Source organism: Paraburkholderia sp. A3BS-1L (assembly GCF_051125215.1).
Lineage (GTDB): Bacteria > Pseudomonadota > Gammaproteobacteria > Burkholderiales > Burkholderiaceae > Paraburkholderia.
On record NZ_CP120446.1, the window covers coordinates 543540 to 563344 of the forward strand.

Sequence of the window (19805 nt, forward strand, 5' to 3'; positions counted from 1 at the left end):
GCACTGTCGTGGGCCTTTCAGCGCATCGCTGTTGCGCCGCCGGCTGCCGCCCGCGTGTCGCGGATCTGGCGCTCCTATATACAATTGGCAGAAACCAGCCAGACCCGAGCATGATCGACTATGTGACCCCGGCGCTGATCGCGCGCCTTTTTCCGAACCCGCCGGACAACGCCATCGTCGTGAACGAACCGTTGCCGATTGATTCGACGATGGAGGCAGTCGGTATCGACTTCGCCGGCACGCGGTTTCTCGTATTCTTCGCCGACGTCATGGCGTATGCCGGCAACGACCCCGATTTCGTGCGCGAGGCAGCCGTCGCGTGGAACAACGGCTTCATCCCGGCGCCCGGTTCGCGCATCGTCAAGTTCCTGCGCGCAGGGGCCGACCGGGACACGATGTTCGACCCGCGCGCGTGGCCGCTGCCGGAGCCCGACATGATCTGGCAGTTCATGGAAGTGCTGGCCGTGGCCGTCGAGGGCCATGCCCTCGCGTTTCCGGCCGTGCGCCAGTATTTCTACGCCCCGCAGAACGGCAAGCTTGACTCGCTCCATAATAAGATGTCGCGGCGGTTTGCCCGCGGCGAGTTCGGTGCGTCGTTCCGGTGTGTGACGCGCCCCGCCACTGACGAAGGAGGATTCTATGGCTTTGAACGCATCTAGCAGGCTGCGCCCGAAAGTGGTCGCCATGCAGAAGCGCGGCGTTGCCGTGGTCCTCGAACACACCGAGGCTGCGATCGCGAATGGTACGCTGCCGAAGCAGCCCGCCCGGCCGATCTACCGGGCCACGCTGAGGGTGCGTGCGCGTCGCACGGCCGAATCCGGGCAGGACTGATCCATACTGCCCCCGGGCACGAGCAACGCCACCTGCGGGTGGCGTTTTTGTTGGCGGCGCGCGGCGACTGCCGACCGATGGCAACACCTTTCCCGAAGTCCAGTTGCGCACGCCGGGCACGGTCCAGGTAGTCCCAGACCGTTGCGCGCGAAGCGCCGAACATCATCGCGATCTCATGCTGGCAACCATTATCCATGCGTCAAATCAGGGAAGTGCTGCGTCTGCCTTTCGCATTCGAAGGTAGCTGCAGCGCGTGCCGTCTGTATTGGGCGGAGAACGGCCATGAACGATCCGTGATCACAGGCGCATGTCGGACATGCGGGCGTCGGCGTCACTCACTTTTCGGCCGCTCGCAGGCCGACGTCAGGTCGCGCAACGCCTGCCGTTTCGTTTGAATGGCCCCTTCTGGCCTCAACAGCTCAGGGCCGCCCTGAGCCTCCTGGCGCATTCTGTACCGCCGGCGGCCTGAGATTCGCCTTAGACCTCGTCCTCTGCGAACACGCTGTGCTCGGCAGGCACTGCATCCTTGTCGATGCACTGTACATGCCAGTGTCCTGCGATGCGTGGCCCGTTTTCGCAGTGCCAGAGTGCCTCGCCTGATTCTCCCTCAAACGGACCAGTTTGGCCTTCCAGTGCAAGACCTTCGAGGGTGAATAGAGGGCGCGCATCATGCTGACCGCAAACCAGCACGCCGGGGCTTTCGACCCGCAGCATTCCCCATTCGGGGAGCTGGAGACCGGCATGACCTTCGCGGGACCACTTGCAGGTTTCGTTGTCGATCCAAAGGATCGCATAGGCATTCGGGTCAATGCGGTCGAACGTGTCGAGATGGAGCGTAATGCGCATGGAATTCTCCAATCGTTGTTCGTGGCTCCGTGATCCGCCACGGTCGTCGTCGTTTGCCATATTCACGATACGTGCAGATGCGGGCTCTTTGTATGCGTCAGGCTGTCGCCAATGCCCGTTTAATCCACCCCTCCGCACAGTCAGGTAACCATGCTGTACAGGGCGTGGTCAGCGATGACAATCTCCGAAAGGGCTGATCAGACGCCTGTGAAAGTGGCGATGCAGCGGGCAACTGTACCGACCTATCTCCTTGCGGTGGCATGGCCGCTGACGACTCGGGAGGGTCGACCAGAATCATTCGATCCGCCCGAAACCGGCCGCGTGAGCCGCTGTAGCCAGCAGATCCCTGCGGTCGCCCCACCAGACGTAACCCCCTGGCGGTGAAACCGTCGCCCGCATGTCTTCAAATTCAAGATTCTTTTTTTTCATGCCATCTTCCGACCTCACGAGAAACACTAAGGATACAGTAGGTTTTCAGGGTGTCTGGCCGGTCGGGGTGATCTCGAATCCCGGCGCGGATGCGCGACGCCTGAGCGCGGCGATGCTGAGCTGGCGCTGCTGCTCTTCATGGCGCCGCTGTCCGTTGTACGAAAGCTTCAACACGCATTGGGCGTGAAGTACACCATGCGCGCGAACTTGTGCGATTGATGGGTGGAGAGATTCATATCGCATGCCGCCCTGGTCGCGGCAGCACTTTCTCGTTCGCACCAGACGTCCCGATATGACCTTACGAAGAATCCCTGGGCGCACGAACGACCGCGGCGATATAGCATCGACACCAGTGTTTTGCTTGTCGAGATGGTGTGATGCGCCCCCGCTATGCAACGAAGAAAGACCTCCCCGAGGTCGAGGATCTGCTGCGTACCTGCGAATTGCCGGTCGAGGGCGTCCGCGAACACATCGATCGCCATCTGGTGTCCAGGGACAGTGGCGGCATCATTGGATGCGCTGGCCTGGAGCACTATGGCAAGGTCGGGTTACTTCGATGCATCGCCGTCGCACGACGCGCGCGGTTCGCGGGGCTCGGCGACTTCATCTTTTCGCTGCTCGTCGCCGATGCGCGCGAGTGCGGAATCGAGTCACTGGTCGTCGACTCCACAGGCGCCGAACGCTATTTCGAGAAGATCGGATTTACGGCAGCCGAGACATCGGAGTTACCGGACGATCTGCGCCATTCACTGGAACGCACGTCACCTCGTGCAGCGCTCGACATCATGCAGGTTGCGTTGTAGTAGCCATCCTTGCGCATAGGCAGTCAGCACGCTCGAATGGTTTCCAGAAACGAAATGCAATATCCCCCGCACCCGCATACGCATCGTTTCGCGAATACACGTGGTCGCGTGTCGCAAGGTAACGATATCGAGCCGGGTGCATTCCACGGTCTGCCATGAACAAGCGCCTTCTCGTCCCTCTGGTTTCCGCAGTCATAACGAGTGCCGGAATTTGCACAACGTCGGCGTTCGGGCGCACGCTCGACGAACAGTTCGCGTGCAAATCCAATCCACACGCGTTCATTGCCAACCTCATCAATGATCAGTCGATTGACCCCACCCCGATTCACGTCGAGGCGGACTCGGTCAATGCGTTTCGGCCCACGCATACGACGGATCTCACGGCTTACGGACTGCGAGTTCGCGCAGTGTTTGGATACCAGCCGGGTGACCCATTCTTCAAACCCGGAAGTGCCAAGACGTCCTCGGGTCCAGTCTACGGAGCGGTGGTATTTGGTTCGACCGACGCTGTCGAAGCACTCGTGCGAAAAGCGGGCGGTCATGCAGAAATTCAACAGGTCATTCCGCTGATACTATCGGCAATTGTCTGCGAGGCCTGACGCGCTGTTCGCACAAAGATCGCAGGGCGACCTCGAATCAACTGGTTGCCCGCTTTTTAAAGTCGTCGAATTTGTCTGCGCGCGGCGCCAGGAGCGGATTGCTGGTTGGCGACGCCCGATCGGTGATATCCAGATTTCTGGATGCAGCAAATGGCCGGACACCCGTGCTGGCAGGTGCCGACCAGTTTGTCTTGCCTGCCTCCGGGACCGTGGCCGCCACGGCCCTCCTCCCACGCTGGCCTGCACAAGATCTTCAACGACATCTATGCCACGGCACAGGACTCGTGGACGGGCGGCGCCGTCCCGTGTGCGACGGCCCCGGCAACGTGCTCGAGCGAATTGGCCGAATCTGAGCTGATGGGGAGGACATGCAACGGGCCACCCGCGCCGGTTCCTGCTGTGCGACCGACCCTTTGCGTCAATGGCATATGATTAGTATCCCTATAGAAATGCGATCAATGGAATTATGCAAAATCACTAAACGAGCCACATTCACGGGAGGCGCTCAGTTCAGTCAGGAACGGTCCCGCAGCGAGACCGCAGGCGATTCGCCAAATGTCATCTTGTACTGCGCGAATCACTCTGGAAGTGAACACGATCCGAAGGCCTGCACCCAGCTCGCCGCTGATCCTGCGTCAGTCGGCGGATGCGCTTCGTAAAGCGTCCGAACTCAGCCCGAGACATACCCGATCTCGCCTGCGATGCCAATCAAGGCACCCGGCAGAATGCCGCGCTTCAGCATCTCTTTGCGAGACGCAGCCCGATTGTTCTTATCCATTATTCGATGTCGCATAGGCGACGAAGCCTGCGAGGCCGGTGTCAGCGGATCGTGGCTGCGAGTGGGATGGTGCTTCAGGCGTGCGCGTGGGCGCTGCTGGCCTTGGTGCGCCCTTTGGCGGTCTTGCGGGCCGTAGCATCGGCACGAGCCTTCGTCGCCGTGCTGACGCCACGTTTCGCGACCGTCGCAGCCTTCTTCTTCGCCGCGACAGGCTTCGCTGCAGCCTTTGCCTTGAGTTTCGCTTTCAGGTCTTCCTCGGGCTTCGTCAGCGTAAGGTGCAGGCCCATCGCCCCGATCACCTTCATGATCGTCGCGAACTCCGCATTCCCCTTGTTGGAGAGCGCCCGGTACAGAGCCTCACGCGCAATGCCCGACTCGCGCGCGAGCGCCGTCATGCCTCGCGCCTTGGCAACGTCCCCGAGCGCCGCCTGAATCTCGACCGGGTCGCCGCCCTCGAACGCTTGCGCAAGGTACAGCCGGTAGTCCGTTTCGTCCTTCAGGTACTTCGAAGCGTCGAACTCCATCAGCTCGCTTACTTTCATTTCAATCCTCCAGCTCTTTCGCGATGGCCTTCGCCCGCTTGATGTCTGCGGACTGCGTGGACTTGTCCCCACCGCACAAAATGATCACCAGGACGTCGCCACGCTGCGTGAAATAGACCCGATACCCCTTACCGACGTCGATCTTCATCTCCGAGATGCCGTCGCCGACCGCACGCCAGTATCCGAGGTTGCCTAACGCTGCACGCTTGAGCCGACCAGTGATCACCGTCGCAGCCTGACGATCCCGTACGCGGGAAAGCCAGGCGTCGAATTCGGGGGTAATGATCAGCTTTGTCATGTGCGTCATTGTAACCTATGAGTCACAATGCATCAACGTGCGGCCCGTCTCGGCCGGCAGAGCAGCCGGGCTTTGCGGCAGGCAACTATGCGCGGTCGTGAATGGATCCTTCGCCGAACGTACCTTACGAGGTGATTTCGTCTTGTCCCACGGCTACAAGGTCACCCCGCACACGCAGCTGCTGGGATGACGGATGTTCATCTCATGGCATCGACGTCGACTTTTCCGTACGTATCGAGCCGGAGTCCCCACTCAGTCCGTGCGCGCCGCTGACGCTGGCGCAGCATGGAATACATAAGTTGCTTCGTGTCCAGCATGCTCATTGATATTCGAGCTGGCTGACGCGCTACAGGCTTCATATGGCCGGAACTCTAAACCCCGACACTGCTTATTTTTAATAATATAGGATTGCGAATTAACGTCGACAATTTAGATTTATGTCAAATCATACTGTGCGGCTTTGAGATAATATAAATGGCGCCCGCATCTGCTGCGGTCCACGAGGACCACTTGCGCGCGGCCTTCCCTGCTGACGCCGTTTCCGCGTCGCGTGGCGAGTTCAAGACTTGCAGCTCCGTCGCCCACTACGACAATACGATGAGGTACTTGAATTCGGTGTCCGCAGTGAGGCTAAGCCACGCTTCTTCTCCCTTGAGCGACGGCTCGCAAAGCAGACTTCTATATGGGTATACAATTCAATGCATCTTCGAGATATAAGCAACGGGCAATGCCGAAGCTCCGTGCCTCCTGCAATTCTCGCTCGCTACTGCTCAATGCCATGACACGATACGGGGGCGTCTCCAGTGTGTGAAGCGCAACGGCATAGCGTTCGGCCCCTGGCTTCGATGAGAGGATCGCGGAAAAGTACATCACGCCGTCCTGTCCCAGCGTGGAACTTATTGCACTGTTCAAATGCCCGGCGTCCATTTCACTCATCAGCAACAGCGGATAACCATCGTCCCGAAAGCGCTGAAGCAAGTGTTTTATCGCTGTGCGCTGCTCGTTCGTTGTTTCGGAATCTTGACCATCATGAATCGCTGACCAGACATGATCCATGTTTGCGACGATTGCATCGATTGCCATCGCGTATCTCCTGTCCTGCGGATATGTGTTTGCGCAGTCGGTTGTGGTGGATTTTGGTGGATTTGTTTGGCGCTCGCATCTCTGGCGGCACATGTAGAGACTATAATTTATTTTGGCTCCTAGTTTCAGAGCCATTTCAGTAAAACATCAGGAGCCAATTCATGCGCGAGAGCATGTTGTCCGACTGGCTGGCGCAGCGTCTCGATCGCAGCAGCGGACAGCCGGGCTATCGTCAGCTGCATCGACTGCTGCAACAGACCATCCTCATGCGTGAGTTGCCCGCGGGCAGCAAGGTGCCGTCGTCGCGGCTGCTCGCGATCGAACTGGGTATCGCGCGCAATACCGTCACACAGGTCTACGAGCAACTCGCGCTGGAGGGGTATGTGTCGTCGGCGACGGGACGCGGCACGTTCGTTGCCGATACGTCGCCCGATGAAATCGTGGGTACGACCGATGTGCACGCTACCTCGGTGATGCCCGCTGTCCTGTGGCAGCCTGTCCAGACTTTACAACCCGCCGCACACGCGCTGTCGCAGCGCGGTTCGCGGCTGATCGCGGACGCGGGCGTGTCGAAACATCAATGGGGCGCGTTCATGCCCGGCGTGCCCGACGTGCACGCAACGATACGGCGCGCAGTCAGCTTCATGGCTCAGCGGAAAGCGGAGGTGCAGCCACACTGCATAAATGGCGCTTCGATCACACTGCTGTTGACGATGAATCGGCTCATGCGAAGGCATTGCGGACTTGCGTCTCGAGCGATCTGTTGATGCGCCGGACAGCGATCTTATTCCTCAAATTGATGCAGCACACTATGGTAGCTATGCGCCGCGCCCTGGCTGCGAGCAAACCGCGTGATGCCGTTCGTGCTGGGTTGCAGTTTGCTTGCAGACCTCCCCCCATCAACGCTATCTCCACGTTGATGCGTGCCTATTGTTTCAATGAAATGCGCGGCGCGTCGAATGTCACGCGCGATAGTTTGGGCAGGCATCGTCGATCAGGCGCAACTCGGCACTCCAGGCCGTATCGATGATTCCGCTCGACGAGTCCATTTCGAACTGCCGCGCGGTACGCTCGCATACGTCGGCGCCGGGAACGATGAGGCTCGCTCCGCCGGACATCGCCTGAATCTGCGCCTGACACGCTCGCTCGAGCATGTAGATTTCATGGAACGCTTCTGCGGCTGACTCGCCGGCCGCAAGGAGGCCGTGATTGCGTAGGATCATCGCCTTTCGCGTGCCGAGGTCGTGGACTAGACGCTCGCGTTCACCGAGATCGAGGGCGATGCCTTCATAGTCGTGGTACGCGAGCCGGCCGTAAAACTTCAGCGCGTGCTGGCTGATCGGCAGAAGCCCGTTCCGTTGGGCAGATACCGCGATACCGGCAGACGTATGCGTATGGATGACGAAATGAAGATCTGGGCGTGCCAGATGAATGGCAGAATGAATCGTGAATCCTGCGGCATTCACCCGAAACCGGTCGGGATTCGCATCCGCGCGCTCGTCGATCACATTGCCCGCGAAGTCGACCTTAACGAGGTCCGAGGCTTGAATTTCATGAAACAGGCTGCCGTAGCGATTGATCAGAAAGGGCAGCCCATCTCCTGGCAAGCGCGCCGAGATATGCGTGTCGATCATGTCTGTCATCCGGAAGTGCGCGAGCAAGCGGTAGAGTGCCGCGAGGTCGTTTCGGGTCTGCCGCTCAATCGCATCCCAGCTTACCTCCGGCGTAGTGACTTGGATCGTTTGCATTTCTTACATGACGTGGTCTCCATGTAAGGGATCTTTCGGCATCGTGCTATCACAAATATTCAAGTAGCCTCCGAAAATGCATCATGCACACGGAATCTACGAAGAATTCCCGGCCTCTAATTTTGGTTCACGTACTGGGCTTACTCGTCCTGACTCCACTATCGCGACACCCATTAGCCGGCCTGCGTGGCTTGCGCTTCGGCAACCTTGAAAACAGAGACAGCATCTTTCAATCTGAGCGCCTGCTCGTCGAGCAATTGGGCAGCAGCGGCAGCCTGCTCGACAAGTGCCGCATTCTGCTGTGTCGTCTTGTCCATCTGGTTGACCGCCTGGTTGATCTGGTCAATGCCCCGGCTCTGTTCCTCGGAGGCAGTCGTGATTTCGCCGACGATATCCGATACCTGTTTGATCGCCTGCCTCACCCTTCCCATGGTTTTGCCGACGTCCGACGCCTGTTGCGCGCTGCCTCGAACCATGGCCACCGACGACTCGATCAATTCCTTAATCTCCTTCGCCGCAGCTGACGAGCGCTGCGCCAAGCTACGCACCTCGCTTGCCACCACGGCGAACCCGCGGCCCTGCTCACCGGCCCGCGCTGCCTCGACTGCCGCATTGAGCGCGAGGATATTAGTCTGGAACGCAATGCCTTCGATCATGCCGGTGATTTCCGAAATCTTGGTAGAACTGCCGCTGATCTCGCCAATCGTGCGAACCATCCCTTGCACGGCTTCGTTGCCTCCATCAGCCATCTCAGCGGCGTTCGTCGCCAGTGTATTCGCCTGCCGCGCGTTGTCGGCATTCTGCTTTACGGTCTCGGTCAGTTGCGTCATGCTCGCAGCGGTTTCCTCGAGCGATGCAGCTTGCTGCTCGGTACGGGCAGTGAACCGCCCCGGGATTTCCGGAGGCTCCAGTTCTTGAGAAAATGGAGCTATGGAAAACACCAAGAAGAAGTCCCCAAGGTACTCGCCGGAAGTTCGTGAGCGGGCTGTGCGAATGGTACTGGAACATCAGGGCGACCACGAATCGCAATGGAAAGTGATCGCCTCGATCGCAGCGAAGCTGGGCTGCTCGGGCGAGACGCTGCGTAGCTGGGTGCGCAAGGAAGAGCGGGATCGGGGTTTGCGCCCGGGCGCGAGCACGCAGGAGCAGGATCGGATCAAGGAACTGGAGCGGGAAGTGCGTGAGCTTCGGCAGGTCAATGAAATCCTGCGCAAGGCGTCAGCGTATTTCGCACAGGCGGAGCTCGACCGCCGACCGAAGTGATGATCACGTTCATCGATGATCATCGGCACGTCTACGGGGTCGAGCCGATCTGCAAGGTGCTGCCGATCGCACCGTCGACGTACTACAAGCACGTGGGCCGCCGCGCCGATCCTAGCCTGGCGCCACCGCGGGTCCGGCGCGACAGGATGCTCAAGGATGAGATCCGGCGCGTATGGGAAGAAAACTTCCAGGTCTATGGTGTGGACAAGGTCTGGACGCAATTGAAGCGGGAAGGCATTGTCGTGGCGCGCTGCACGGTCGAGCGGCTGATGAAGCAGATGGGCCTGCGCGGTGTGGTGCGGGGCAAGACGGTACGCACGACAGTGAGCGATGGTTCGCCGTGCCCGAAGGATCTCGTGAAGCGGCAATTCACGGCTGAACGGCCCAATGCGCTGTGGGTGTCAGATTTTACCTATGTATCGAGCTGGCAGGGCTTCGTCTATGTCGCGTTCATCATCGACGTGTTCGCCCGACGCATTGTCGGCTGGCGTGTGTCGAGTTCGGCGCGCACTGACTTCGTTCTGGACGCACTGGAGCAGGCCTTGTACGAGCGACAGCCGGTGCAGCAGGACGGGCTGATCCATCACAGCGACCGCGGCGTGCAATACGTATCAATCCGCTATACGGATCGGCTGGTCGAGGCTGGCATCGAGCCGTCAGTGGGCAGCGTGGGCGACTCCTACGATAACGCACTGGCTGAAACGATCAACGGCTTGTACAAGGCAGAGGTGATCCATCGCCTCGGTCCGTGGCGCAATCCGCAGGCCGTTGAAATGGCGACGCTCGAATGGGTTGACTGGTTCAACAATCGTCGGCTCTTCGGCCCCATCGGCAACATTCCACCTGCCGAGGCAGAAGCCGCTTATTATTCAAAACTCGCTGGGTCCGCCATCGCGGCGTGACTCAGGCAAAACAGCCTCCGGGAAACCCGGGGCGGTTCACTATCCTTGCACATTCAGAGCAAACCTGCCCGGCGAGGAAGGCGGCTGTTGGGTTCGAAACAACCGAAGGGTTGCGGTACGTAGTGAAGCGAATAGAATTGAATGTTCAAGCTTGATCAGTGGTCGTTGCGTTAAAGAAAAAATCCCGCGGGCCTGACAATGTCGTGGAGCGCTCAGCGACACACACGTCCCTGCCGACCTTCCGCCTGAGGGACGCCTTTTCGGCCTTTGCGGACGTTCAGGTGTCGCCCCTTTGTGAGGCAGCTTAAGGTTGTACTCCCGTCAATCGAACCTCAACGACCGCGAATGTCGGGTCTGACGATGCGTACTTGCGACCCCAACCAGCCATCCGAGAGTTGCTCAGGCACGTGCATTGGCCGCGTTGTGCATCTCTATTTCGTCTGCAACCGCTTGCCGTAGAAATGGCAATCCAAATGCAAGCGGTATGCAAGCACTGTTGTTATCCGATGAAATGCAGTGTTTGAAATGCGTGAGCCGAGCACGTTGATCTCCGGTTGCAACCCATCCTAGCCACGGGCACACTGAGGGTCAGCCAGCAGTCGTCCGGGCGAGTACGGGGCGCGGTGCATTTCACCCGGCTGTGTCCCAATGGCACCTATAAGCTCTTCGAAAACCATTTCGATCAGAAGCCCATTGGTTTCACACCGCTTGATGGCTTGGGAGGACGGACATGATCAATTCCACCGGAAGGTCTTTGGGCGTCGCTGTCATTACCGGCGCATCCTCCGGGATCGGCAAAGCTTTTGCCGAGCGCCTGGCCAGCGACGGGTATGCCGTCGTGCTCGTCGCCCGGCGACGCGACCGGCTCGAAGCTGTTGCCCGCGAGATCGAGGCCGGCGGTGCCTCTGCGGAAATCATCGTCGCAGATCTGGCGCGGTCGGAAGGCCTTGACACAGTAGAGCGACGGATCCGGGCTGGGGATGTATCGCTGATGGTCAACAATGCCGGTTTTCAGACCTACATGCCGTTCGTCGACCTCTCGATCGACCGTGCCGGGGAGGAGGTCGCCGTGCAGGTGACTGCGGTCATGCGTCTGTCGCATGCAGCACTTCCTGCGATGATTGCGCGCGGAGAAGGCGCCATCATCAATGTCTCTTCCATGCTCAGCTTCAGCGGAAGCCTGAACCACCCGTTTATGCCGAAGCGCTCGGTGTATGCTGCCACGAAAGCCTTCGTCACGACCTTCAGCGAGCTTCTCGCGGCTGAACTCCTGGGCACGGGTGTTCACGTACAGGCACTTTGTCCCGCAGTCGTCAGGACAGAATTCCATGACATCGACGGCAAGCCAATCCTCAGGCCCAATGTGCCGGTGATGGAGCCGGCCGATGTCGTCAAGGCATCCTTGGCCGGCCTCCGGCAAGGCGACACGATCTGCATCCCAGCATTGGAGGAAAGGGACAGGCTCTCCGCGGTTGCGAACGCAAATCGCTGCCTGTTCGATGCCGGTCGCGGGGCCGAACTCGCGTCTCGGTATCGCTGACGGCAGCACACGCGTTGGCCGACGTGCCAGCCCTTTCTCATGGCTTTGTTGCGTTAATCAGGCGTAGAGGCAACATGCCCCCTGAGTTTCGATATCAGCCGATGCGGACGGACTGCGGGCGTGCGAGGGCCGCCATGCGGTTGAGGACACCTGCACGAATCGATACCTCTGTTGCCTGGGAACCGATCTCGCGAGCCCACAGGCTGGAGCCCGTGAGAATCTTGAGGCGGTACATGAGTGTCTCAGCCAGCGAGCGGCGATGGTAGCCACTGGCCCGCTTCCATTCACGCCTGCCGCTTTTTGCGATTGCGTCGATGGTGGCATTGCGCCAAGCGGCGCCAGGCGTGCCGGCTTGCCATGGCGTCGCCCCTTCACGCGGCGGAATCGACGGGGCAGCTCCACGCGCCGCAATGCGTGCATGGCACGCCTTGGTATCGTAGGCGCCATCGCCTCCGATGGTATCAATCGCCACATCAGCAGGAATCTGGTCAAGCAAATCGGGCAGAACTTCGCCATCGCCTTCGTCTTGATGGGTCATCAGTGCGGCGCAGATCTGGCCCGTGTTCGCATCCATCGCCAGGTGCACCTTGCGCCACGTGCGACGTTTGGACCAGCCATGCTTGCGTACCTTCCACTCGCCTTCGCCGTTATGCGCAAGAGAAAGACAATGGACATCAGCTGAAGCCTTGAAAATACTGGGATAGGCAGTCAGCAGGATGTCCATTTGGTTAGCCTAAAAGTGGACAGATCGACCATCGGAGTGTCCATGTTTCGCCGCAGGTTTCGCATGGTCGGAAGCCCGGTAAAGCCGGGGCTTCCGACCATGCTGGAGCGTGTCAAACCATCGCACGTCAAGGGTTCACCTCGCCGGGCTTCGCCCGCCCTTGACGCGTTCACTGGTGTCACAGAACCACGATCGAATTTGATGCGTCACTACGCCGGGTGACCCGTAGCGGGAACCTTCGCAAGCACTAGGTCGACGCAGCCAAGGCGCCCGTTTCGAGCGAAGACGCCCACCGCCCCGATCTAGCGTGGCTGCAACGGCAGGACGCTACCGCCACGCAGCGCGGCCAGGTCCTTGCGCAGGCTTAACACCTGACGCAGCATAGCGAGCTCACGAGCCACCGAATCGTCAGCTGTGCCTGCAGATCCTTTGCGTCGCCCTTCGCGCGATTCAGACGCTCGGTCAGTTTGAGCTTCGGGCAACCGGCTACAGCGTTGGCCGCGTCAATCGCTGCGATCAGTGCTGTGAACTGGTCTGAAAGCGGCACCGTGTGATAGATGGTGCCGCCCTCGGGTGCGGTGATGCTGACCGGCGTCGAGCCGGGAGTGTCGCGGTCAACGACGTCGGTCAGCGGCAGTTGCCGGATGGACGTTCGTGCGTCTTGCTGGCATCGTGCAGATCCTCTGCCGTTTTTGTGGGATGTCCGCTTTAAGGCAATGCTGATCAAGCCGTGTAAACGCAGCTGATCGTGATGGCACATGCGTAAACTTTCCGAATCACCAATGAAGATGGTCATTCCGGTTCGTTTTTTCGCGCCGCGGGCGCTTTGCGCGGGCTTTTCGCCCGTGTTTCGCCCATTACGGGCGCACCTGTGCCGTAAATCGACCTCGCGAAAGGTAAAGGTTCGCCAGCGCGAGCGTAACGAAGACGCGATTAGCGTTCTTCGCCAGACCCCGATAGCGCACCTTCGTGAAACCCCACAACCGTTTGACCACAGCAAACACATGTTCGACGCGGGCGCGAATCTTCGACTTGTTGCGGTTCTTGCGACGCGCCACTTCATCGACGCTGTCCTTGCGGCGCGTGCGCTGATTCGTGAAGTCGCGGGCCTTCGGGGCCTTGCCATGGATCAGTGCTTTCTGGCTCGCATACGCGCTGTCGCCATAGACGCGCTGCTCCTGCCCATGCAGAAGCTGTGGCAGTGGGTGTTTGTCGTGCACGTTGGCCGCCGTGACGACCGCGCGATGTGCCAGTCCGCTCTGGCTATCCACACCAACATGAAGCTTCATTCCGAAATACCACTGCTGTCCTTTACGCGTCTGATGCATTTCGGGGTCCCGCGCTTTCTCCCTGTTCTTCGTCGAAGAAGGCGCGCCGATCAGGGTGGCATCCACAATCGTGCCGCTCTTGAGCTTTGCTCCGCGTGCCTGCAACACCCGGCCGACCTCGGCGAAGATTCGCTCGCCCAGCTTGTGCTCTTCCAGCAGGTGCCGGAATTTGAGCAGCGTCGTCGCGTCCGGAACGGTCTCACTGCCGAGGTCAATGCCCACAAAACGGCGCAGGCTAAGGCTGTCGTACAGCGCCTCTTCGCACGCAAGATCGGCAAGGTTGAACCAGTGCTGCAAAAAATGAATTCGCAACATGCGCTCCAGCGCGATTGGCGGCCGACCGTTGCCGCGTTTCGGGTAATACGGCTCGACCACCACGCACAGTTCGGCCCACGGAACGAGCCTGTTCATTTCATCGAGAAACACCTCACGTCGCGTAGGTTTGCGCTGCGCACCAAATCCCGAGCATTGATCGACCGCCATCGCCAGTGTCAGTTGCTTCATCGTTTTTTGCTTTTACCGTTGCATGTCCACGCTATAACGCATGACCGCCATGAGTGGTGGACTTGATCAGCATTGCCTTAACACAACCTGCGAGGATCAGAAAATCGCTCTTTAGTTGCGCATACGCCGTAGACCTTCAGTCCGGTGCTGTCAATCACGAGATGCATGGGTTCATGGGGACGTTGCGCGGGCAATGCGACCTTGAGGGTCTGCGCGCGACGGCTCAAGGTCGTGTAGTTCGGTACCGGCAAGCTCGGAAAGGCGAGCATGCGCAAGCTCTGGGCGAAGCCTTGCAGTGCGCGCAGCGGCAGATGAAAAACCTGCTTGAGGCCAAGCAGCATCTGGATCGCTGCATCGCTGTAGACACGTGGTCGGCCGCGCCTGGTCGGGCCAGCCTCGGATACCTGCGTCAGTACGCCTTCATCAATCCACATGGTTACATCGCCTCTTGCGATCAAGCCCGCGTTGTAATCGCGCCAGTTCCGGACGCGGTACACCCCCTTGGGTTCGCTGGCCTTGCGTTCGTCCTTGCGCATCTTCTCGGCGAAAAAAAGCAAGAATCTACGCAGTTCGATGCGAAGTTAACATCCTGGTCAACCCGAGCGTTGCAGGTAAACGTCAGTCCAGCTGGAAGCGCCCGGATTTCTGCAACAACGCCCATCCAAGGGCTCAAGTGGGTCGCGTGCTGCCGCACGTATCGAGGTTCGCGCCGATCGGACGTCGAGCGGCAAAGCTCGGCCGAAACGCGACAGGTTTCAGCCGCCCAAGTCGGAGCGTATCCGACAGCCTGTCGCCGCAATTCAACTCGTCGTCAGGATGATTTTCCCCACATTCTCCGCCGATTCCATGCGTCGATGGGCGTCGGCAGCTTGCGCCAGAGGAAACGTACTGTCGACAACAGGTTCGAGACGGCGGCCGCCAGTGAACAAACTTGATGACCTCAGCATGGTTGATAGAACGTCGCTCCTGCGCCGCACGACGCGACCAACGAACCACCGCACCGGAATGTTGTCGAACTGTAAGAGCGCTGATTCGTTTCGGCGATTCTGGCGCGTTGTGCCATTTCGCTTTTTCTTGGGACAGTCGATGAAATACACAAAACGGATAGTTGCGGGCATATGCGCTGCAATCTCGATGACGGCCACTTATGCCGCGTTACCGCAGGAGGCAATTCAACGTCAAGAGCAGCAGGTCAGCGTATCTGGTGTGAAGTACGTGTCTGGCGGCATAGGCTCCAGCTCACAGCAGGCGATGAATCGCGTTCGAAAGGAGTACGACCTTCGTCTGACATTTGCACGGTCGGGCACGGGCGAGTTTCTCTCCGACGTACATGTGCGTGCAGAAGACGCTCACCGAAAACTGGTTCTCGACGTTCTTTCACACGGACCACTTCTTTTCGCACATTTGCCATCGGGAACGTATCGTGTTACGGCCGCGTTTAACGGGAATACACTGGTCAGGCGCGTAAAGATCAGTACGAATCATCCGAAAGAGCTTGTCTTTTACTTCGCGGAATAGTGTGTAGTCGGAAATCGCCGCAGAAATCGTAAAACCTGATGATACGACCACGACACAACAAAGGACGGAGGTTGGCATGAGGGTCAGGACAATTTTAATCGCGATAGCTCTGATAGTACTTTGTTTGTTCGCAATACTGAATTGGCAAACATTTTCAGACCCTACAGCGCTGAATGTTGCCGTTGCCAAAGTCAATGCGCCGCTCGGTGTCATCCTTCTGGCTGCGATTGGTGCGCTTACCATGGTCTATACGATGAGTCTTGCAAAGCTTGAGTTCGCGGCGCAAATCAAAGCTCGCCGGATGGAAAATGAAATGAAACAGTTGCACGAGATTGCTGAGAAGTCTGCTGAATCTCGCGTTCAGGCATTGCAGGACTATCTGATTCGTGAGACGCAGAAAGTCGACGTCAAACTCGACCTGCTTCTCGATTCGGCGAGGGAGCAGTCGTCAGCCGCCCGCACCGGGCATTGACTTCATGCGTCAGCCAGAGCCTGAGCACTTTCCGGAGCCACCTTCGGACCGTAGCTTCGCAGACGGTGCACGAGGCCAGCGTACGGGTACGGCATACTACCTGATGAAAACGCAAGCACTCGCGACCAAAACGTATCCAATTGCCGCGCGCATCTTCACGCCAGGGACCATGCAAGACTGAAACGACGTGTCGAATCTGCCAGATTCCGGATATGGATAGTCTCATATGGATGCACTCCTTATCGGGTTGCAAATCCCTTAGGCCGGCATGCACGTCTCGCGGCCTGGCATCCGCCATCGGCCTGTTCGGATCAGGCTTGCAGGAGTTTCACCCATATCCTCATTGGAGAGCAAAGATGTTGTTTAAGTCGATTCTTGTCGCGCTTGGCGAAGGAGGTGCCTCCAGAGTCGCTTTGCGCGAAGCGGTAGATATGGCACGCGCTGCGCACGCGAAAATCACTGCCATTTTTGTGGTGGACCATCACCTCGCCGTGGGCGATGTCATCCTTGAAATCAGCGAAGAGAGGATCTTTCGCTCATTTTTGCACGAAGAAGCCGAGCGGGAACTACGACATGCAAAGGACCTGTTTTCTAATTACGGAGTTGATGGCGACACCTTGATGATTGATGCTTCTGGTGAACCCGTCTCCGATGTAATTTGTCGTATTGTCTCCTCGACAAAGGCTGATGTCGTCGTCGTGGAACGCCACGATCCAACTGCGCTTGAGAGAATCTTCGGAGGAGTCGCCGACAAGGTGCTCTACAAAGCGAATGTCCCTGTGTTGCTAGTCAGCGACTGCGCGTCGGGAGATGCCTGAGCAGGCTCCGGAGCGACGACGAACACGTTAACCAAGTTTTAAGCTTGCCGTCCCATACTGATAGTGTGACTGCTGACGACTTCGTTCGCAGCTGCAACAGACCGGGAGGTACATATCATGAGGACCAACATCAAGGTCATCGCTATTGCCATTGCACTCACGGTACCAGCCGTTTCATTCGGTCAATCATCCAATGGACCGCTCACCCGCGCTCAGGTGCGGGCTCAGCTGATTCAGCTCGAACACGCCGGTTACTATCCGGGACGCGGCAAAGACCCGAAATATCCCAGCGATATCCAGGCTGCAGAAGCGCGCGTTGCTGCGCAGAGCGGCATGACAGGAGCCGCAACGGGCATCGGTGGAACGACGGCCAGTACGACGGAGTCCGGCCATCGAATTTACGGTTCCAATTGGAACACGACGTACTGTCACCATTGAGGTAGCGCCACGGCGTCGCCACCGTAGTCCGTCGAAGCAATGGAGGATGAACTCATGTCACGGCAGTCACTTCAGTTGCTCGCATTGGCAGGAATCTGCCTCGTTTCGTCGCTCGCGGTGGCGGGTGCGCCGGCCAAAGTCATCGTCAAGCTCTCGGATGGAAGCAACGGACACATGTCGTTGACATTGAGTCCGTCGAGGATCCCACCAGGTCCCGTTGAATTTACGGTCAAAAATATATCTCGCAATACGGAGCACGAGTTCCTGTTCGCACCGTGGTCAGGCCCCGATGGGGCGCTGCCCTATGACAAGAAAACCCAGCAGGTCGACGAAGATAAAGTGAAAGGATTAGAGGGCATCGAGGATCTTCGCCCGCGCGAGACCGTGACAGGCCGGTTTGCGCTGAATGAAGGTCGGTATATCGTGTTTTGCAACGAGCCAGGCCATTATCATGACGACATGCGTGCCAATCTCATTGTTGGCGCCGCCAACTAAGCCAGCGGGTGGGACACAAGTTGAAACATATGCGTCGGCGGCTCCAGATGAACGCACTGGGCAGCCGGTAGTTGCAGGACCAGCCGCCAGCGCTTCAAAACAGCAACGCGTTGCTGAAGAATAGCAACCACCGTCGGATGCGTGCGCGACAGACTCTTCCCGTGCGCCAGGTCGCTTTGCCGGCAATTAGCGGCCGTGGCGTATTCCATTGACGAGTAGAACAGCAGAAAGAACGAGCTACGGGAGACAGTTCATCTCTGTTCGTGAGCTGGCACGCAGGCATGAGTCGCATGCTATGCGCTATCGTGGCCGCGCTCTCTTAAGGCAGCGTTAACCGTTCACGCCCTATGCTTCGACGTATTCCGGGTCCAAAGTCATTTTTGCGTGACACGCCAGGCGCTTCGGGTCAACTGCAACGCAATGATGGCGTTCGGATAATCTGGCACAACATCGCCGGCATATCACGACAGCGGAAGATGGCAAGAAGATTTTCGACTATCCTGGGCGCACTGACAGGCGTTCTCGTGATCGGCGGATGCGCGTCATATCACCCGTTACCACTCCCTGAACAAGCACGGCTCGCCAGTCGCATCGACGACATCAGGCATACCTTGCCCGCGCCAGCACCCGGAACCGACTCGCCCACGATCGATATCCGGAAACCCTTGAGCGTGGATCAGATCGGCCTTCTCGCGATACTCAACGCGCCGCAGCTTCTCGCCGAACGCGGTGAGTTCGACCTTGCGCAGGCCTGCCTGATACAGAGCTCGCTACTGCCCAATCCATCGGTAAACCTGAGCTATGCGGCCCTGCTCGGCGGCCCTGGCACCACGGGCGCATATGTCGCTTCGCTGAGCCAGGACATTGCTTCACTTGTGACATATCGGGCTCGCGTGTCAGCCGCTCGCGCGCATGTTTCCCAGGTTAATGCGGAGCTGCTCTGGAAGGAGTGGCAGGTCGCGCAGAAGGCCCGCCTCCTCTCCGTCGATCTCTTTTGGGGCGAACACTCGATCAGCAGCACCGAAGCCGAGCTCGCGTCAATCTCGGACGCCGCCTCGCAGGTCAGCACTGCGGTAGATGCGGGAAGCCTGAGCCTGTCCGCGCTCGCACCACTGCTGGCATCGAAGGCATCAGCCGAACATGCGCTCGCTTCGCTGCAACTGACACAACTCAAGAACTGGAAGGACCTCGATGCTCTGCTGGGCATGAAACCCAATGTCAGGTTTGCCATTGACGAGCCCCACATCCCGGCGATGCCCGCCAATATCGACGCGCTGATCTCCAGCGTTCCGGCCCGACGTCCCGACCTGATCGCGCTTCAGCTCGGCTATCGCTCTGCTGACGAAAACGTGCGCGCGGCCATCCTCGGACAGTTTCCAGCCTTCGTCCTTGGCGGCGCGTGGAACTCGGACACCTCGGACGTGCGCTCGGCCGGGCCCACCGCAACCTTCGATCTCCCGATCTTCAACCACAACCAGGGCCAGGTCGCCCGAACGCGGGCCACGCGGCGCCTGCTGCATGAACAGTATCAGGGCCGGCTCCACGACAGCGCGTCCAGCACCCTCGCCCTTCAGGCGCGAAGCACGCGCATCAGCAACTATCTGGTGAAGGCCCGCCAGGATGCCGCTGCGGCCGATTCACAGGCGCAGGCGGCGAGGAAAGCCTACGAGCAGGACAATCTCGATCAACGCGCGCTGGCAGACTACGAAACGACAGCGATCCACCGGCGTCTTGACGTATTCGCTCTCGAGCGCGGACTCGACGAGGCCCGGATCGCTCTCGCACTGGAGCTGGGTTTGGGACTCCCCTCCACCCGGATGGCTCCGCCCGATTCCGTGAGGTAATC

The 19805-nt window shown here is 59.0% G+C and carries 20 protein-coding genes, 5 pseudogenes and 1 other annotated feature; of the genes and pseudogenes, 13 read left to right on the forward strand and 12 right to left on the reverse strand.

Annotated elements, in window-relative coordinates:
- Positions 1-122: 122 nt before the first annotated feature.
- Together P5W99_RS38135 and P5W99_RS38140 are read left to right on the forward strand one after the other, a co-directional pair.
- Positions 123-659 carry a hypothetical protein gene (locus P5W99_RS38135; protein ID WP_434667018.1) on the forward strand — a complete coding sequence of 179 codons (537 nt, stop codon included), beginning with the start codon at positions 123-125 and terminating at the stop codon, positions 657-659.
- Complete coding sequence (locus P5W99_RS38140) at positions 640-831, forward strand: hypothetical protein (protein ID WP_421028812.1); 192 nt, start codon at positions 640-642, stop codon at positions 829-831. The genes P5W99_RS38135 and P5W99_RS38140 overlap by 20 nt, the downstream gene beginning before the upstream one ends.
- Before the next feature lie 477 nt (positions 832-1308).
- Here P5W99_RS38140 and P5W99_RS38145 read toward each other — a convergent pair whose 3' ends face one another.
- The gene (locus tag P5W99_RS38145; RefSeq protein ID WP_434667021.1) at positions 1309-1677 is read right to left on the reverse strand and encodes a DUF3564 family protein; all 369 of its coding nucleotides are present in this window, start codon (positions 1675-1677) and stop codon (positions 1309-1311) included.
- 294 nt (positions 1678-1971) lie between these two features.
- Positions 1972-2106, reverse strand: coding sequence for a hypothetical protein (locus P5W99_RS38150; protein WP_434667024.1), 135 nt, complete (start codon positions 2104-2106; stop codon positions 1972-1974).
- Between the two features lie 377 nt (positions 2107-2483).
- Here P5W99_RS38150 and P5W99_RS38155 point away from each other — a divergent pair, with 377 nt between their 5' ends.
- Together P5W99_RS38155 and P5W99_RS38160 are read left to right on the forward strand one after the other, a co-directional pair.
- Complete coding sequence (locus tag P5W99_RS38155; protein ID WP_434667027.1) at positions 2484-2909, forward strand: GNAT family N-acetyltransferase; 426 nt, start codon at positions 2484-2486, stop codon at positions 2907-2909.
- A 155-nt stretch (positions 2910-3064) separates the two neighbouring features.
- The gene (locus P5W99_RS38160) at positions 3065-3508 is read left to right on the forward strand and encodes a hypothetical protein (protein WP_434667029.1); all 444 of its coding nucleotides are present in this window, start codon (positions 3065-3067) and stop codon (positions 3506-3508) included.
- A gap of 852 nt (positions 3509-4360) precedes the next feature.
- On the opposite strand, the gene P5W99_RS38165 is transcribed toward P5W99_RS38160, so the two are convergent.
- The 3 genes from P5W99_RS38165 to P5W99_RS38175 all read right to left on the reverse strand — a co-directional run bounded on the left by P5W99_RS38165 (position 4361) and on the right by P5W99_RS38175 (position 6209).
- The gene (locus P5W99_RS38165) at positions 4361-4828 is read right to left on the reverse strand and encodes an addiction module antidote protein (protein WP_421028818.1); all 468 of its coding nucleotides are present in this window, start codon (positions 4826-4828) and stop codon (positions 4361-4363) included.
- Position 4829: 1 nt separating this feature from the next.
- On the reverse strand, positions 4830-5126 hold the full coding sequence (locus P5W99_RS38170) for a type II toxin-antitoxin system RelE/ParE family toxin (RefSeq protein ID WP_434667033.1): 297 nt from the start codon (positions 5124-5126) through the stop codon (positions 4830-4832).
- A gap of 678 nt (positions 5127-5804) precedes the next feature.
- Positions 5805-6209 carry a hypothetical protein gene (locus P5W99_RS38175; RefSeq protein WP_434667035.1) on the reverse strand — a complete coding sequence of 135 codons (405 nt, stop codon included), beginning with the start codon at positions 6207-6209 and terminating at the stop codon, positions 5805-5807.
- Positions 6210-6370: 161 nt separating this feature from the next.
- Here P5W99_RS38175 and P5W99_RS38180 point away from each other — a divergent pair.
- A pseudogene (locus P5W99_RS38180) lies at positions 6371-6823 on the forward strand (GntR family transcriptional regulator); the annotation flags it as partial.
- A 348-nt stretch (positions 6824-7171) separates the two neighbouring features.
- Here P5W99_RS38180 and P5W99_RS38185 read toward each other — a convergent pair.
- Positions 7172-7957 (reverse strand): class II aldolase/adducin family protein, encoded by a 786-nt coding sequence (locus P5W99_RS38185; protein WP_434667038.1) that lies wholly within the window; start codon positions 7955-7957, stop codon positions 7172-7174.
- 173 nt (positions 7958-8130) lie between these two features.
- A pseudogene (locus P5W99_RS38190) lies at positions 8131-8838 on the reverse strand (methyl-accepting chemotaxis protein); the annotation flags it as partial.
- Between the two features lie 49 nt (positions 8839-8887).
- Between P5W99_RS38190 and P5W99_RS38195 the strand changes: the two are divergent.
- Positions 8888-10122 (forward strand): IS3 family transposase gene (locus tag P5W99_RS38195; RefSeq protein WP_434667041.1). Its coding sequence is split into 2 segments (ribosomal slippage): positions 8888-9191 and positions 9191-10122, totalling 1236 coding nucleotides; the frame shifts between segments, so codons are not numbered across the junction.
- Positions 9178-9294, forward strand: a sequence feature (AL1L pseudoknot). (Overlaps the previous gene by 117 nt.)
- Positions 10123-10852: 730 nt before the next feature.
- Entirely contained in the window at positions 10853-11662 is an 810-nt protein-coding gene (locus P5W99_RS38200) for an SDR family NAD(P)-dependent oxidoreductase (RefSeq protein ID WP_434667044.1), read from the forward strand.
- Positions 11663-11756: 94 nt separating this feature from the next.
- Here P5W99_RS38200 and P5W99_RS38205 read toward each other — a convergent pair.
- The 5 genes and pseudogenes from P5W99_RS38205 to P5W99_RS38225 all read right to left on the reverse strand — a co-directional run.
- A pseudogene (locus tag P5W99_RS38205) lies at positions 11757-12308 on the reverse strand (IS5 family transposase); the annotation flags it as partial.
- A 442-nt stretch (positions 12309-12750) separates the two neighbouring features.
- Positions 12751-13182 carry a hypothetical protein gene (locus P5W99_RS38210; protein ID WP_434667048.1) on the reverse strand — a complete coding sequence of 144 codons (432 nt, stop codon included), beginning with the start codon at positions 13180-13182 and terminating at the stop codon, positions 12751-12753.
- Positions 13183-13243: 61 nt separating this feature from the next.
- On the reverse strand, positions 13244-14218 hold the full coding sequence (locus tag P5W99_RS38215; protein ID WP_434667051.1) for an IS5 family transposase: 975 nt from the start codon (positions 14216-14218) through the stop codon (positions 13244-13246).
- 125 nt (positions 14219-14343) lie between these two features.
- Positions 14344-14754: pseudogene (locus P5W99_RS38220) on the reverse strand (transposase); the annotation flags it as partial.
- A 264-nt stretch (positions 14755-15018) separates the two neighbouring features.
- Positions 15019-15129, reverse strand: a pseudogene (locus P5W99_RS38225) (zinc-binding dehydrogenase); the annotation flags it as partial.
- Positions 15130-15352: 223 nt separating this feature from the next.
- On the opposite strand from P5W99_RS38225, the gene P5W99_RS38230 reads away from it, so the two are divergent.
- From P5W99_RS38230 to P5W99_RS38255, 6 genes are all read left to right on the forward strand, one after another.
- Complete coding sequence (locus P5W99_RS38230; RefSeq protein WP_434667053.1) at positions 15353-15736, forward strand: carboxypeptidase regulatory-like domain-containing protein; 384 nt, start codon at positions 15353-15355, stop codon at positions 15734-15736.
- A gap of 76 nt (positions 15737-15812) precedes the next feature.
- Positions 15813-16208 carry a hypothetical protein gene (locus P5W99_RS38235; RefSeq protein ID WP_434667055.1) on the forward strand — a complete coding sequence of 132 codons (396 nt, stop codon included), beginning with the start codon at positions 15813-15815 and terminating at the stop codon, positions 16206-16208.
- A gap of 356 nt (positions 16209-16564) precedes the next feature.
- Complete coding sequence (locus P5W99_RS38240; protein ID WP_434667058.1) at positions 16565-17026, forward strand: universal stress protein; 462 nt, start codon at positions 16565-16567, stop codon at positions 17024-17026.
- 117 nt (positions 17027-17143) lie between these two features.
- On the forward strand, positions 17144-17464 hold the full coding sequence (locus tag P5W99_RS38245; protein WP_434667060.1) for a DUF4148 domain-containing protein: 321 nt from the start codon (positions 17144-17146) through the stop codon (positions 17462-17464).
- A gap of 54 nt (positions 17465-17518) precedes the next feature.
- Positions 17519-17959, forward strand: a complete 441-nt coding sequence (locus P5W99_RS38250; RefSeq protein WP_434667063.1) for a hypothetical protein — start codon at positions 17519-17521, stop codon at positions 17957-17959.
- Between the two features lie 671 nt (positions 17960-18630).
- Positions 18631-19803, forward strand: coding sequence for a TolC family protein (locus tag P5W99_RS38255; protein ID WP_434667065.1), 1173 nt, complete (start codon positions 18631-18633; stop codon positions 19801-19803).
- Positions 19804-19805: the final 2 nt, after the last annotated feature.

Coding starts and splice junctions, on each gene's coding strand:
- P5W99_RS38140 (WP_421028812.1), top strand. CDS start 640: ATGGCTTTGAACGCATCTAGCAGGCTGCGCCCGAAAGTGGTCGCCATG.
- P5W99_RS38145 (WP_434667021.1), bottom strand. CDS start 1,677: ATGCGCATTACGCTCCATCTCGACACGTTCGACCGCATTGACCCGAAT.
- P5W99_RS38150 (WP_434667024.1), bottom strand. CDS start 2,106: ATGAAAAAAAAGAATCTTGAATTTGAAGACATGCGGGCGACGGTTTCA.
- P5W99_RS38155 (WP_434667027.1), top strand. CDS start 2,484: ATGCGCCCCCGCTATGCAACGAAGAAAGACCTCCCCGAGGTCGAGGAT.
- P5W99_RS38160 (WP_434667029.1), top strand. CDS start 3,065: ATGAACAAGCGCCTTCTCGTCCCTCTGGTTTCCGCAGTCATAACGAGT.
- P5W99_RS38165 (WP_421028818.1), bottom strand. CDS start 4,828: ATGAAAGTAAGCGAGCTGATGGAGTTCGACGCTTCGAAGTACCTGAAG.
- P5W99_RS38170 (WP_434667033.1), bottom strand. CDS start 5,126: ATGACAAAGCTGATCATTACCCCCGAATTCGACGCCTGGCTTTCCCGC.
- P5W99_RS38175 (WP_434667035.1), bottom strand. CDS start 6,209: ATGGCAATCGATGCAATCGTCGCAAACATGGATCATGTCTGGTCAGCG.
- P5W99_RS38185 (WP_434667038.1), bottom strand. CDS start 7,957: ATGCAAACGATCCAAGTCACTACGCCGGAGGTAAGCTGGGATGCGATT.
- P5W99_RS38200 (WP_434667044.1), top strand. CDS start 10,853: ATGATCAATTCCACCGGAAGGTCTTTGGGCGTCGCTGTCATTACCGGC.
- P5W99_RS38210 (WP_434667048.1), bottom strand. CDS start 13,182: ATGACCATCTTCATTGGTGATTCGGAAAGTTTACGCATGTGCCATCAC.
- P5W99_RS38215 (WP_434667051.1), bottom strand. CDS start 14,218: ATGAAGCAACTGACACTGGCGATGGCGGTCGATCAATGCTCGGGATTT.
- P5W99_RS38230 (WP_434667053.1), top strand. CDS start 15,353: ATGACGGCCACTTATGCCGCGTTACCGCAGGAGGCAATTCAACGTCAA.
- P5W99_RS38235 (WP_434667055.1), top strand. CDS start 15,813: ATGAGGGTCAGGACAATTTTAATCGCGATAGCTCTGATAGTACTTTGT.
- P5W99_RS38240 (WP_434667058.1), top strand. CDS start 16,565: ATGTTGTTTAAGTCGATTCTTGTCGCGCTTGGCGAAGGAGGTGCCTCC.
- P5W99_RS38245 (WP_434667060.1), top strand. CDS start 17,144: ATGAGGACCAACATCAAGGTCATCGCTATTGCCATTGCACTCACGGTA.
- P5W99_RS38250 (WP_434667063.1), top strand. CDS start 17,519: ATGTCACGGCAGTCACTTCAGTTGCTCGCATTGGCAGGAATCTGCCTC.